We start from the raw sequence: 13674 nt of genomic DNA, 5'->3' as shown, positions 1-13674 counted from the left end.
CGGTCGTGCGCACCGTCAGGGCCGAGGGTGGAAGGCTGTCGCCCTCGGCCCTGACGGTGCGCAGCGTGGGTGGTTAGTCGGTAGCGCGGTAGGGGTGGCCCACCTGTGGCTCCGTCCCGTCGGCGTGGACGTTGTGCGGCCACCGGCACGCGACGGTCTCGATGTGCACTCCGGGGTGCTCCTCACAGCGGACCCGGCTGTTCGGGGTGACCGCGGGGAGCGGGATCGGGATGACCACGGTTGGCACGGACCCAAGTTCGGCTTCGTCGTTCGCGTGCTGCTCCAGGGCGGCGGAGAGCCTGGTGTCGCGGATGTTGAGGGTCTGGGTCTCGCCGTCGTGGTGGGTAACGAGGGCGGTGCCCTCGTAGCTGATCCAGCCGGAGGTGTCCCTGCTCGGCTCGACCGTGACAGAGGTGACGGCCTTGCCTGTGGATTCACGGTATTGGAGGGCTTCCGAAGCGGCGGAGGTGAGCTCGCTGATTTCCATGGTCAGTTCTCCTGGTCCTTGTCTCTCGCTCCTGGCAGCCATGCGCGGAGCGACTAACAAATGTTGCATATACTCTACATCAATGTGTTGAATATATGCAACATTTGGGAGCTCGGATACGGTGTGGTCATGCCGAATGCGTCAACCGCCTCCGCTTCCACTCCCGACGTTGTGGCCCGCCGTCGGGCGTTCGGGCTGCGGCTACGGCAACTCCGCACCAGGGCCAAACGCACGCAGGCCAGCGTTGCCGCGGAGGCGGGGGTGGACCGGGCCTTCTACGTGAACGTCGAGAACGGGAAGAACAACATCTCGCTGGACAAGATCTTTGCCCTGGCCGACGCCCTGGAAGTGGATGTGGCGGAACTGTTCCGCGGTCTGGTCATTCTGCCGGCAGATCCGGAACCTCATTCGTAGCGCGGCCTACCGGGGGCCGGGCCACCTTTGTGGTGCGCGAGGGGTGAGCCGCGTTGATGTACCGCATCGCGGTATGGGTGCTGATGCCGAACGGGCGTATCAGGTGAAGCGGGTCATCGACCTCGACCGCCTCGTCTCAAACTCAGTATCGAACCCGCCCTCGCTGCTCGGAAGGTACGCGCGATGTTCAGGGGCGACTGCTTTGCCCAGCGTGAATCCGCTCCTGTAGAGAGCTTCCTCCGATTTCAGTTGAGTTTGTCCGGCGTCCTGGCGAGGTTCGCGTAGGCCGGGGAAGAGGCGGGCACCTACGTACGGCGCGGCGCCGACCACTCGACATCGTCGAGGAGCGCGCCGATCCGGCAGTCCACGTATCGGTCGGCGATGGTGAGCCAACGGCGGGCGTGGACGGGCAGGTTGGCGGCTGGGTCGGGCGTCCAGACTTCTCTCAGCCCACTGGACTCGGTTGACGACGCGGCGAGTGTGGGCGCGTACGGCGTTGATGCGGTGGCGCCGGTCGAAGGGGATCGTGCCGCGCATCCAGTGCGCTCGATTGATGTCGTCGCACGCCCGGCGGCTGACGTGGAGGAGAGGTTCAAGGTCTACGGTGCCGCTTTTCGCGTGCTCCCGGTGCGCGGCCGCACACTCGAGGATCACCGCCGTGGCGCGGTAGACCAGGCGGAAGTGCCATTGGGGCCGGACGAAGGCATGGCGGACAGTGTCCGGCATCGGGTCGCTGAGGCCGAGGTCGGCGAGCGCGCCCCCCAACTGGTCCGGTATCTGGGTGTCGAGCTGCCGGGCAGTCCAGTGGGCGCTGATGCGGGTGAGGAGCATGGCGCGGGATCCTTCGGCGGTTAGGAGGTAGCGCCTACCGGTTGCGGCTTTCGGTGGCGGCCGACCGGGTGTCAGCGTTGAATCCGAGTGACTTGCAGTACTCGTAGGCGCCCCAGTCCGAGCCAAGCTCATCACTGAGCATCTGGCACCAGATGTCGTGCAGCGGCTCCTCGTTGCCCTTCTCCCAGGCTCCGTCGGCCCATGCGGCGACGATGCGCTCCCAGCGCCTGAGAGTGAATTTGCGCATCCTCTTGTCGGGGCGCCGGTATCGCTCCTGGACGGACGAGTCGTCGGCCGGGTGGATCTCCACCCGGGTGCCGCCGCCGGCATGGAGCCGCTGGAGGAGGTAGCGGGCCACGTTGTGGCGGCGCATCCGCCGGTACGTCTGGTCAATCAGGTCAAGGTTGGCCGGCTTGGGCTCCTGAGTTCCGTCCAGCCACTTCGAGAGGGTCGTGGGGCTCGGGTCGAGGCCTTCGCTGACCATGACGCTGCGGGCGTGGGCGGAGCGGGTCATGTAGCGCAGACGCGCGGTGAGGCCGCGGCGCGTGGTCACAGGGGAGGTGATGCCGCCCGCGAGGGTGTCCAGGACGTGCGCAGCAGCGATGCTGCTGCGCACGCCGGTCGCGCCGTACTGGCTGAAGTTGATATGCCTTCCGGGCACCGCTACGCCTCCGAGTCGATCGTGATCGTCCGCTGGTTCTTGAGTTTGACCTCTGTCACGCCTCGTCCTTCGGGGAAGATGCGACGGCCCCCTGCCCCGACGGCTGCGCGCCAGTCGCCGATTACGTGGAGCTCGTCGGTGCCACTGACCCTAACGACGTGCAGACCGGCGGCGTGCGCCTTGAACGCTTTCTCCCAGAGGTTGGAGAACGCGGCTGAGCGGATGATGTGCATCCAGTCCGGTCGGTGCAGGTCTCGGTTGAAGTTCGAGTCACCCATGGTTGACACCAGTTTCGAGTACATCGCCTTGACGTACTCCCGGGCCACGATGTCGTCCTTGGCGATCGCCTCGGCCCGCACCTCGGTGAGAGCGACGCGCACGTACTCCAGGAGGTGTTCGGTGCTTCCACTCGTCCAGGACTCGTGGATCTCCGGAGGAGCACACAGTCGGCCGTACTTCTCGGAGGCCGCCCGGTTCAGCTGGCGCAAGGTGGGTTCCCCGATCCACAGCCGGCCATCCTCCTCGCGTTCGCCCAGCGGGTTGGGCAGATGCGCGTGCCTCCACTCCCCCGGTGTGACCAGATGGAAGCCGGACCTCTTCTCTTTGATGGTGTCGATGTGGCCTTCGCTGTGGACGAGTTCACCGAGCGGAAGGTGCGTCTTGAGGGCACTCAGGTAGGCGCCGTTGATGTCCAGTTCGTCGACGGTGTGGATGCCGGGCGGCAGGCTGTCCCATGCGCGGCTCCACTTGGGGCGGGCTTCCCAGATCTGATCGGGCTTGTCCTTGGTCGGCTTGTTGAGGATCTCCGGCAGCCACGGGAATTGCACCACGTCGTAGCGGCCGCCCTTGCGGGTGATGTCGAGCAGGTCCATCGCGTGGGGGATGGCCTTGCGGATCAGGAAGGCCTGTGCCGCCTCGAGGTCGCCGTTGTGCTCCTGCAGGGCGTGTTCGATGTTGTTCCGCAGGAATGCCACGCCCGCGTCCTTGGTGTCACTGCGCTCCTGTCGCGGCCGGGCCACCTGCCCTGCTCGGAAGGGGCGCGACCGCGGGGGCTCCTGCGTGGTGCCGGTCGGGGAGGGGGCGGGATCGTGCCTCGCGGGTTCCGCCTGGACTTCGGTCGTCGGTGTCTGCGCCTGGGCGGCCCTCTTGGCTGCTTCGCAGTCGTCGGCGGAGACATGCTGCGGAAACCCTTCGAGCGCGGTCGCGGCCGGGCGCCCGCACAGCACGCAGGCAGCCGGGGTAGGCAGCTCGGTGACGTCGTCGTCTGCGTGGGACGCGGGATCGCCGCTCTTCGACTCGGTTGAGGCCGGTGCGGGGGCGGCTGGCCCCGCACCGGCCGTCCTCGGCGTCCCCTTGGGGGCGGCGACGAGCTCCGTCACCGTGCTTCCCCGACTGCTCGCGTAGGCCTCGCAGGCGGTCTCCGCTCCGGCGAGGAGCGTGAGCGTCGGAATGCCGAAGTGCAGGGCGATCGCGTCAGCTTCGTCGAAGCCCCACGGCGAACGGCCCGACTGGCGGCGACTGACGGCGTAGTTGGGCAGGCCAATGCCGTCGGCCAGTTGGTTCTGCTTCTGGCCGGCGACGGTGAGCAGGGCCTCTACGGATCCTCGCAGGATCTCCAGAGTGCTCTTTGGTGTCTCCAGGGTCTTCGGCATGCGGCCACCCTACCGAGTGAGTTGCCTTCAACGCAACTCACTTGCACTGAAGGCAATTCTTTGGCCGTGTGGCAGCGCTTTGCCTGGTAGCTCACCGCGAGGGCACAACGAGCGGAGGGCCCGCAGGCGGTGTCGACGACGCAGTTCACCCGCTCGTGCTTGTGCAGCGGCCCCCACCATGTCCGGGTTCCACCCGGCGCCTTCGGCTGCTCCCTCATCGGGGCGTCGCTGATGAAGAGGGGGAGGACACCACGGCCTGCTCCACTCCAACTCCGCCCCGCGCGGCCTGGAGCCCGCCCGCCGCTCCCGCGGAGGACATGCGAACACGCCCTGTGTGGGCCGCATGCCAAGACCTCACCACCACGAAGGCCCGGGCCGAAGCCGTCGCGTCGCACGGCGGGTGCCGGTCGGCCGAAACGGCACGACCGCTCCGAGGCGAGCGCTATGGTGTCCCCCGGGCAGAGACTGCTGCCTCCGTCCGCACCAGGTGGCCCGGACCCACAGGTGCATCAGCGGCGGGAAGAGACGAATCGTCACGTCAGTTGCACGGCCATCACTGCGTCTGCCGGCGCGCCGGTCCGGGGAGTCGTGCCGCGGAACGGATGCCCTATGTCCAGGGACAGCAACAACATCCTGCTACGCCAGCAGTACACCGGCGAACCACGCCAGGCAGCCCACGCCTTCTACCAGGCCCGGGGTCTGTACTTCGGACTCGTACCCGACGCCACCGACCCCGCGCAGCAGCTCCTCGAAGCCGCCGTCGTACGCGCGCTTGCCCGACCCCACCCGCAGGTCTCCTCCGACGACACCGCAGGCACCTTCTTCGGGCTGCGGGGTGTCTCCCCGGACGTCGACACGCTCGTGCTCTGGCCACACCCCGACCATCTGACGCGACTGCTGGGCCGCATCCTGCCGGTCCGCACCCCAGACGGGATCGCCGGCGTCGCAGGACTGCGGGCCCGCCCGCACCCCAGCCGCACCGATACGTTGCTGCTGGCCCGCCCCGGCCACCCCGCCCACCTCACGCTGCGCGCCCGGCCCACCGCCCTGAAACAGGCCGAGGCCCACATCCAGTCCGCAGGCATGGAACCGCTGTGGTCCGCGCGGACCCCGCAGCCCGGCGAACAGCAGGCCTGGGACGAGCTCGCCCGCACCCTGCAGACCGCGGAAGCGGCCCTGTGGAGCCGGGCCCTGCGCCGTGCCGGTCTCTACACCGGCCGGATGCCGGACTGGACCTGGTCCGCGCCCGAGCTAGGACAACTGGATGGACCCAAGCCCCGCCGCATCGCCGCGCGAGCTGTCGGCCCGGCGGGTGGTCCCGCACACGGCATCGTCGCGGTGACGACCTCCGCCGGCCAGGCGGGACTCGGCTGCACCACCGCCGCGCTCACCCTGTCCGGCGCCCTGGCCCGCACCGGCGCGCGCGTCGCACTGCTCGGCGCCGACACCCCCAACGGTCTCCACAGGCTCCTCGGCGAAGCGGCACCGCGCCCCGGGGAGTGGTACGACCTGCTGCCCGGCCTTCCCTCCCCCGGCACGCTGCGCGGCATGATCCTGCCTCCCGGCGAGGAGCGCGCCCGCGTCCTGCTCGACAAGGCTGCCCGCGCCTACGACACGGTGGTCATCGACGCCGGATCCACCTTCCAGTTGCGGCACCTGGTCGACCACGCGGACGCGGCCGTCGTCCTGACCGACCTCGACCGCGAGGTGTGGGGGACCACCGAGGTCCTCGACCGGCGACCGGACTGGGTACAGATGTGGGACTGGCTCAACACCTGCTACCTCGCCGCCCGCGCCAGAGTCGGCGACGAACACTCCCGGCTGCTCCACTTCCTGGACGAGATGTTCGAGCTCTACTTCTGGGACCGTTCCTCGGACGGCAACCCAGACGTCTACGACGCCACCAACCCCGAGGACACGAACGCCTGGTGGGACGACTTCGTCCAAAACCCCGAGGGCGAGGACGAAGACGACAGCGAGGACGACACGCTCGCCCTGCCCGAGGACGTCGACGAACAGCTCCTGGGCACCTGGCGCGAGCAATTCCTGGTCTTCCTCACCCCCGAAGGATCCCGCCGCCACCCCCACACCTGGGCCGGCGTGGCCGCCGTGTGGATCGCGCACAACCGCAACCTCCAGATGCCCGGACCGCCCCCGGGCACCACCGAGGACAACACCGTCGTCCAGAAAGTCCTGAGCGAGTCCGCCGAGCTCGCCATCGACCGGTGGGACGAGCGGGCATGGCAGGAACACCACCCACGGTGGGCAGCCGCCGACGCCCGCACCCGCAGCGCCTCCCTCACCCCCTGGCGGCACCTGCTCGAAGAGAACATCCAGCCCGCCGACCCGGCCGAGGCGGCGCGGTTTCTGCGGGCCCATCTCCGCGGTCTCGGCACCATCCCCATCGCGCTGACGATCGCGCACATCGACGACGACCTCGACCACGAGCAGCACCAGCTCGCCGCCGTCCGCGACGCCCTTCGCACCGAGGGCATCGCCACCCTCACCGTCTTCCCGGACTTGCCCGAGCTCACCGACCTGCGGATCGACCTGCACCAGCTGTCACGCCCCTCCGGCCCGGCCGCAGCCGCCGGCAACCGCCTGGCGCTGGTAGTGGCGAATCTGCTCGCGGGCCAGGCAGTCGGATAGGAGCGCACCGCCACCCGCCACTGCTGCACGGACCTGGTGGGTCGTTCAGCCGCTCAGGGCGCGGCCCTGGGTGTGCTGCCGCCGGGGCTCTGGCCAGGGTTGGGCGGATGCTGGTGCTGAGGGCGTTGCGGGGTGGGCCGCTCTCCTGTCGTCGCGGGCAGCGTGCTGGCCGTGCGCAGGACCGTGCTCATCTTGGTCGACAGCTGGCCGATCGCCTCGACGACCTGGGCGACACGCTGCGGGTCCAGTGCGGTGAAGGCGGACGGGCCGTGGACCGGATCGAGCGCGGCAAGCGTCTCGTTCAGGTGGAGCAGAGTGCGCGTCCCGGGAGCAGCAGCTTCTACTGTTCTGGTCCGGTCCGGTGCGGCCGCGCTATCTGGGTTCGCCCATTCCTGCACGGCCCGCGCCCGGGCGGCCGCGGTGGCGGCGGCGGTGAGGTGGCCTTGCTGGTCGAGCTCGACGAGGCGGGCCTGGTCGCCTTCGGCGTCGGGTTGGTCCCGGCTGGGGATCACCGCGGAGACGGAGGCCAGGAGCGGCTGCGCGCGGATGACGCTGGCGTAGACCTGCGCGGCGTGCTGCGCCGCGGCGACCATCCAGTCGTGGTCTTCGGCGCCGGTGACCCGGGCGGTGAGCAGTTCCAGGACGTCCTGGGCCCGCTCGGCGGCCTCCGCGAGTTCGGGGCCGCAGGCGGCGAGCCGGTTCCAGTCGCCGATGAGGACTTCCTCCGTGGCGTTGTCGTACGGGAAGAGGAGGTCGGCTCGGTTGTAGGCGGCACTGGTGCTTTGGGCCTGGCTGCGGATCGCGTCCGCGGCGCGCCAGGAGATCCCGGTCCGCGCGGCAACCTCGGTCAGCACGTCCTGGTCCGGCAGGGCCTCGGTGTCGGAGGTGATCAGGATTCCCCAGGCCCGGCCGGCCTGTTGCGCGCTGTCGAGGGACAGCGGGGTGTGGTCGCGCGGCATCCACCGGATGAGCCACTCGGCCTGGGCGCGCACGAGGCTCTGGGCCTGTTCGGCTGGTTCGCCGTCCAGGAGACGGTTGACCTGTACGTCGAAGCGGGCTGAGTCGAGGAGTTGCCCTGGCGCCACCGGGCCGTCGGGATACTCGATGGTCTGGCGGGTGCGAGAGCGGTCCGTGGTGAACCACTCGATGGCGTTCTGGACGTTGTCTCCGGGCGGCCGGGCGGCGTCACCGCCCGGCCGCCGCCCATCAGGCTCGTCAGCAGCCACGGGGGGCTCCCTTGGGTGTGGCCGCCCCGATCACGCGACGTTCGCCTGTTGCGCGCCGCAAGGGGTGGGCTCCGGGACGGACTGCTCGTGGTAGCGGAGCGCCTCGCGGGTTGCTTGCTGGAACTGCTGGCGGCTCTGGTCGATGAGCGCGCGGGGGTCGAGCGTCTTCTGTGCGGCCGCTTGGACGGCGGTGCTGGCGTCGCGTGCGGTGCGGCGGACCGTCATGGTGACAAGGTGGCCAGCCCCCTGGTCGGCCTCGGGCACTCGGAGCGTGCGGGCGGCGTAGTCGATGCTGTTGAGCTCCTGAAATTTCAGTGGTGGGGCGCCGTCAAATCGGGCTAGTTGGTGCGCCTGCTTGGTCAGGAGCCAGGGGTCCTGGGCGGCATTCGGTGGCAGTGACTGGATGGCCTTGAAGAGGTACCGGTGCTCGGGTTGTGTGAAGTCCTGTTCGGCCAGGGACCGGGTGGGGCCGTCCCTGTGCAGCTGGCCTGGATTCTGCATGAGCGAGATCAGCACGCGGCGCTCGGTTAGCTGGGAGGTGTAGCTCGGTCCCTCGCTCTGTTCGGGTGCGGGCTCGGCGGTCTGGTCGGGTGTGCTGTAGCCGGCGAGGGTGCGGGGCGCAGCATCGAGGCGCTCGGCGAGTTGGTCCAGGGCGTATTCGTTGGTGCTGAGTTCGAGCGCGACCCGGCCCAGGGAGGCATCGGACAGTCCGTAGTCGCGGACGCGTCCTGCCAGGTCCTCGACGGCGGCGGGAATGCTCGGCTCGAGGATGAAGGTGACCGCGTACTCGGCGGCGTTGTCGGGGTTGGGGCTGTAGTCCGGAGTGCTCGCGCGAGCGAGGTAGGTCGCGATGATCTGGTTGGCATTAGCGTCTATGCGTGCCTTGGCCGCCGGGTCGCCGGTGGAGCGGTGGTAGTCGTTGTAGACCAGCCGCGTGGTGATGTGCTGGATCATCGCCGTGGCTCGCTGCTCCGGCGTGAGCTGGGGGTCTCTGGCTGCGGGAAGTGCGATCGCGGGGTCGGGCCCGGTGACCAGCGCATCCCAGATCTCGGCAGTCGAGGGGTCGCCGAAATCCTGGGGTTGGAGCCAGTAGGGCGATGCGTCGGGAGACGACGGGGTGTACCAGAACTGCTGAGCTCGGTCCGGGTTGTTGAGGACAGCTCCGATGACCGCCAGTTCCTTCATCAGCGCGTCGCTGTCGTTGCCACGTCCGCGGGACAACTCGAAGGGGACGTTCTCGACAGTGGAGGGGTGCTGAGCTGCGAGGGTGGTGACGTAGGCGTCGTGCCGTGCGTGCTCCGTGTTGGCCGGCCAGCTGGGCTGTGCCATTTCGCGGACGGCGTTGTGGACGGCCGCCCAGTACGCCGAGTCGTCCAGTGCCGCCTGCGCGCTGGGGTCGCCCACCGCAGCACGCTGTTGGTAGGGGACCGCCATTCTGGCCATGACGGCATCCGCTGTGACCGTCGCGGGATCGGCGTTGGGAAAGGCCCGCAAGCGCTGCTCGATGTCATTGAGTCCGCCGGACAGAAGTGCCGTGTAAGCGGCGCCGATCCATTCGCTCTTGAAGTGGTCGGGCGTGAGCCAGTACTGGGGGTCCGGACGGTTCCAGTCGACGAGTTGGTTTACCGCGGAGCTGTCGCGCAGCAGGCTGCTGAGGACATTTAGCTCGTGCTGCGGCGCCCCATACTGATCGTTGTTCACGCGGCCCCCGCTTCGGGCCGGGCAGGCGGCACTTCGGCGAGCTCGGCGTCCACCGCGGGAGGTGCGACTGCGGGTGCGGTGGCCGCGGTCGCGGCCCGGTAGCGCTCGGCATGGAGGTCGAGTTGGGCGGAGGCGGATTCGTCGAGAGCCACCCAGCCCAGTTCGTTTGCCCCCCACCAACGGTCCATGTAGCGCACCGGGCTGCCCTCGAACCGCCCGAGAGCGTCAGCCTTCCCATCCGCGAGGAGTTGCTCCATCGCCGCGATGGGCATCGGCGCGTTCAGGACCCGCTGCTGCGCCGAGTCCTTGAGGAGCTCCATGCGTTCGGCCCAGGTGACCGTGGTGTTGCCGGGCTCGGCCATGGTCGGCTCCGTTTCGGACGAGGACAGTGGACTCCTGGCAGGCTGCGTCGTGATCCACCGGTCAACAAGCCGAAAACGGGCTGCGGTCCAAGGGGTGAGTGCGATGGGCGCGGAATCTTCGTTCTGCGTCCCATCCGGCGGGAATCGGGCTCGCCAGGCGTACGGAATGGCGTCGGCAGGGGCGGATCGCGAGGGGGTTGCGGGCCTGTGGTTTGACGGCCGGCACGGAAGGTGTGCTTAACTAGATGCGAGACCAGCCATCTCACAAGCTCATCCGACGAGTTGAGCATTCGGAATCTTGCGCCTTCACGGGCAGGTATGGCTGGTCTCTCTTTTTGTTCCGGCACCACCGTCCAGCAAGGGACGGGCCGTCGACCCGCCAGAGGCTGTCGCAGAGTTGCTCAGCCTGGTTGCCTGGACAGGTGCTCGCTGACCAGCAGCGATGAAGAGGCAACATGCAACATCGCGTTTCTTCTTCCCCTCACCCATGCATGGCCCCGAGACTCTGCCCATGCCTCCCGCTGACTTGCGCACCCAGCCCGTTCCTGCCCTGATCCGGACCGTCATCACCAGCTATGGTGACGGCCACCAGGACGCTCCGCGCGGCAACGCACTCCGCGTCGATGCCCGCCCGCTGCGCAGCCCCCCAGAGGATCCCGCCGTCCGGGCGCGGATGCTGCACGCCAACGGCCTCGATCCCCACGTACGCGACTACGTCCTGGCCACCCCTGGCGCAGGCCGGCTCATCGAACGCAGCTTCACCCGGGCGTTGGCGCTCCTGGCTCTGCCCGGCCAGCACCGCGTCGACATCCATGTCCTGTGCGGCGGCGGCCGGCACCGGTCGGTCGTCGTCGCCGAGGAACTCGCCGTACGGCTACGCGCCGTCGGCTACGGCGTCGAGACCGAGCACCGGCACATCGATCAGCCCATCCTCGAATCTCTCGGCAGCCGCACCCACTGACCATGAACTCGCCTCGGTCCGCCTCCCGCCTGCGGTCACACACAGAGCGCCACGATCGGGAGGTCAGGACAGAGGCCGGGTTCCCCCTCGCCGCCGACTCGAGACGGGCGTCCTGAAACAGAACTGCCGCAATGGCGAAGCCCCGCCCGGCGAACGGGGCTTCGCGCGTGCCTACGTACCGGCCAGTTTGGTGCAGTTGTCGCGCGCCGAGGTTGACGGTTGGCCTGGCCTGAAGCCTGGAGCGTCGCCCTGGGGCGGTCTCAGCGGCGCGACCACCTGGACCAGCGCCCGGTTGAAAGGCGCTCGGTGACCAGGAGCAACCCGAGGAACAGGGCGAGCAGCCCGAGAGACTGGGTCAGCTCGACGCTGAGGCCATCGTGAGCGAGGAGCATCAGGCCGCTCACCAGCATCATGATGACGAAGCCGAGAGCGAAGACACCCTGGAAGAACACCGTCAGGCGCCGCATGGTCCTGCCTCCTCTGCCGTCGAAGCTCTTGCGCACGTTGGGGTTGTTGTGCTCGCGACAGAAGACTGTAGCAGTCTGATGATGTTGCTAGGTTGTCAAGGCCCGACGGGCCTTGACTTTCCCTTAGTTGTTGAGTTGTCCGAGCCGCTCGGCGATCTGGGCGCGCATGGTTGCGGTGCGCTCAGGGGCGGCCACTTCCAAGAGCATGTTGACGAGGTCGGAGGCCAGTGGGCCGGCCTCGTGCGGGGGTAGGTGCATCCAGGCCTGGGCGGCGTTCTGGGCCGCCACCTGGGTGCGCCGCTTGCCCGGCCCCAGGCGGTCGAACCAGGCGAGGGCGAGCCATATCCATGAGGCGGTGGCGAAGGCGTACTCGCCGCTCAGGTAGGCAAGGTCGGTCCGGAACTGGGCGGCCTCGAGGGTCCCGGAGGCCGTGTCGCCCTGTTCGGCGGTGAGCTGCTGCAGGATGTCGTCGGCGGCCGCGATGGCCGTGTCGAAGTCGTGGGCGCGGCCGACGGCCTGGGCAGCGGCGAGCCGGTCGAAGAGGCTGCCCTTCTGCTGGCCCGTCTCGGCTGGCGCCGGCTGGGGAACCGCGGGCGGGGTTCCTGCGGCCTGGGTGGTGCCGTCGGGCATGACCTGCATGTCGAAGTGGGCGTTGCTGCGCTCGTCCCGGACCTGGACGAGGACTGGCAGGCCGCTGCCGGCGGCCTCGATGTGGAGGACTTGGACGACGACCTGGGAGGGGTCGACTCCGGCGGGGACGACCTGCGGCTCGTTGTCGATGTGGAGCTGGCCGTCGCGGCTGATGTGGACCTGGTAGCGCGTGCTGGTGTTCATGGTGTGCGGCCCGCGGCATGGTGTCGCGGGCACTCCTCCTTCAGGTGGTCAGAGCGAGAGTCCGTGGCTGCGGAGATAGGCGACGGGGTCTATGTCGGATCCGTACGCGGGGCCTGTGCGGGCTTCGAAGTGCAGGTGCGGGCCGGACGTGTTGCCGGTGGCACCGGAGATGCCGATCTGCTGGCGGGCCTTGACGGTTTGGCCCTTGCTGACGGTGACTTTCGAGAGATGTCCGTACTGGGTGTATTTGCCGTCACTCATCTTGATGACGACGTTGTTGCCGTACGCGCCGCCCCATCCGGCTTCGACGACGGCGCCGGTGCCGACGGCCTGGACCTTGGTGCCGGTGGCGACGGGGAAGTCGATGCCGGTGTGGCTGCCGGAGGACCACATGCCACCGCCGGCCTTGTAGGGGGTGGTGACGCGGGAGTTCTCCACGGGCAGCCCCCACCCACCCTTGGCGCCGGTGGAGTTGGCGGCGTTCTCGACGGCGTCGCACCCGGAGGTGGTGGAGAGCACGGCCTTCTTGCCCCAGCTCTTGACCACGAGCTCACCGGCTGTCTTCTCCCACTTCGCGTACGCGTCGGGGAAACCGGAGCGCTGGACGTTCTGGGCGGCCTGGGTGAGCGGCTTGGTCTGCCATTTGCCAACCTTGGCCAGGCGCTCGAAGAAGGAGTTGCTCGCGTGGATCGGGTCGGTGACCTGCGCGACAGTGCCCCAGCCCTGTGAGGGGCGCTGCTGGAAGAGGCCCTGGGAGTCGCGGTCTCCGTGCCGGATGTTCTTGAGCATCGACTCCTGGATCGCGGTGGCGACACCGATGACCGCCGCGCGGGGCGGGAGGCCGCGGCTGCGCGCGACGTTAGTGATCACGCTCGCGTTGCGCTTCTGCTCCTCCGTCCAGTTGACGCTCTGCTGCTTGCCCTGAGGGTTCAGGGGCACCGTGACCTGTCCGCCGGCCTCTGCGGCCGGTATCTCCTGTTCCTTACTGGCCACCTGCACGGCCGAGCTGCTGGGTGTGCAGGAGTCCTCCCAGTCCGGTCCGTCGTCCGGCTTGCCTCCGCCCAGCATCAACGGCAGGCAGAGCGCTCCAATGCACATCGCCGCGATCCCACCCCCGGCAACGCGTATGGCTGTGCTCATATCTCGATCCCCAGTCGTCGATGCGCATCCCGCCACGAGGGACGGAAACCGCAATTCCCGTGCCATGGGGTGAGCCCGTTTAGCCGGGCGTCCCAGGGCTGCGAATGCGCCACTACATAGCCGCGCACTGCGCGGCTAGCGTCTGCGCCGAGTGAAAGCAGCAGGGAATCGACAACTCGCGCTGAATTCTAAGGCATTGAATTGCGGATGCGCCAACGCATCTGCGGGGGAGGTGTTTTAGCCGCCTCCCTATATTCGGCTGGGGATTATTCGGCGTGACGCTCGAATT

Annotated in this window: 13 protein-coding genes; 4 read left to right on the top strand and 9 right to left on the bottom strand. The window is 68.7% G+C overall.

What is annotated here, in order from left to right; translation table 11 throughout:
• Positions 1–73 precede the first annotated feature (73 nt).
• Positions 74–487 carry a hypothetical protein gene (locus OG883_RS45515; RefSeq protein ID WP_266554695.1) on the bottom strand — a complete coding sequence of 138 codons (414 nt, stop codon included), beginning with the start codon at positions 485–487 and terminating at the stop codon, positions 74–76.
• A gap of 129 nt (positions 488–616) precedes the next feature.
• Here OG883_RS45515 and OG883_RS45510 point away from each other — a divergent pair, with 129 nt between their 5' ends.
• Positions 617–901 carry a helix-turn-helix domain-containing protein gene (locus OG883_RS45510; RefSeq protein WP_266554693.1) on the top strand — a complete coding sequence of 95 codons (285 nt, stop codon included), beginning with the start codon at positions 617–619 and terminating at the stop codon, positions 899–901.
• A gap of 480 nt (positions 902–1381) precedes the next feature.
• On the top strand, positions 1382–1756 hold the full coding sequence (locus tag OG883_RS45505) for a hypothetical protein (protein ID WP_266554692.1): 375 nt from the start codon (positions 1382–1384) through the stop codon (positions 1754–1756).
• Between the two features lie 10 nt (positions 1757–1766).
• Here OG883_RS45505 and OG883_RS45500 read toward each other — a convergent pair whose 3' ends face one another.
• Positions 1767–2393 carry a transcriptional regulator gene (locus tag OG883_RS45500; protein ID WP_266554690.1) on the bottom strand — a complete coding sequence of 209 codons (627 nt, stop codon included), beginning with the start codon at positions 2391–2393 and terminating at the stop codon, positions 1767–1769.
• A 2-nt stretch (positions 2394–2395) separates the two neighbouring features.
• The gene (locus OG883_RS45495) at positions 2396–4045 is read right to left on the bottom strand and encodes a hypothetical protein (protein ID WP_266554688.1); all 1650 of its coding nucleotides are present in this window, start codon (positions 4043–4045) and stop codon (positions 2396–2398) included.
• Positions 4046–4654: 609 nt separating this feature from the next.
• Here OG883_RS45495 and OG883_RS45490 point away from each other — a divergent pair.
• Positions 4655–6694, top strand: coding sequence for a hypothetical protein (locus OG883_RS45490; protein WP_266554686.1), 2040 nt, complete (start codon positions 4655–4657; stop codon positions 6692–6694).
• 53 nt (positions 6695–6747) lie between these two features.
• Here the strand turns inward: OG883_RS45490 and OG883_RS45485 are convergent, their stop codons facing one another.
• Genes OG883_RS45485 through OG883_RS45475 form a run of 3 tightly spaced genes read right to left on the bottom strand, consistent with a single transcriptional unit; the run spans position 6748 to position 9983 of the window.
• On the bottom strand, positions 6748–7920 hold the full coding sequence (locus OG883_RS45485; protein ID WP_266554684.1) for a hypothetical protein: 1173 nt from the start codon (positions 7918–7920) through the stop codon (positions 6748–6750).
• A 30-nt stretch (positions 7921–7950) separates the two neighbouring features.
• A complete protein-coding gene (locus OG883_RS45480) occupies positions 7951–9621 on the bottom strand; it encodes a hypothetical protein (RefSeq protein WP_266554682.1) in 1671 nt (556 codons plus the stop codon).
• On the bottom strand, positions 9618–9983 hold the full coding sequence (locus OG883_RS45475; RefSeq protein WP_266554680.1) for a hypothetical protein: 366 nt from the start codon (positions 9981–9983) through the stop codon (positions 9618–9620). Before OG883_RS45475 ends, OG883_RS45480 begins: the two co-directional genes overlap by 4 nt.
• 511 nt (positions 9984–10494) lie before the next feature.
• Between OG883_RS45475 and OG883_RS45470 the strand changes: the two genes are divergently transcribed.
• The gene (locus OG883_RS45470; protein WP_266554678.1) at positions 10495–10944 is read left to right on the top strand and encodes an RNase adapter RapZ; all 450 of its coding nucleotides are present in this window, start codon (positions 10495–10497) and stop codon (positions 10942–10944) included.
• Positions 10945–11204: 260 nt separating this feature from the next.
• On the opposite strand, the gene OG883_RS45465 is transcribed toward OG883_RS45470, so the two are convergent.
• The 3 genes from OG883_RS45465 to OG883_RS45455 all read right to left on the bottom strand — a co-directional run bounded on the left by OG883_RS45465 (position 11205) and on the right by OG883_RS45455 (position 13385).
• The gene (locus tag OG883_RS45465) at positions 11205–11411 is read right to left on the bottom strand and encodes a hypothetical protein (RefSeq protein WP_266554676.1); all 207 of its coding nucleotides are present in this window, start codon (positions 11409–11411) and stop codon (positions 11205–11207) included.
• Between the two features lie 123 nt (positions 11412–11534).
• Entirely contained in the window at positions 11535–12245 is a 711-nt protein-coding gene (locus tag OG883_RS45460; RefSeq protein WP_266554674.1) for a hypothetical protein, read from the bottom strand.
• A 48-nt stretch (positions 12246–12293) separates the two neighbouring features.
• Positions 12294–13385: a M23 family metallopeptidase gene (locus tag OG883_RS45455; protein ID WP_266554672.1), complete on the bottom strand. Its 1092-nt coding sequence runs from the start codon at positions 13383–13385 to the stop codon at positions 12294–12296.
• Between the last annotated feature and the right edge of the window lie 289 nt (positions 13386–13674).

It is taken from the genome of Streptomyces sp. NBC_01142, assembly GCF_026341125.1.
Taxonomy (GTDB): Bacteria; Actinomycetota; Actinomycetes; order Streptomycetales; family Streptomycetaceae; genus Streptomyces.
The sequence above is the reverse complement of the archived record's forward strand: the minus strand, read 5'-3'. Positions and strand labels throughout refer to the sequence as shown.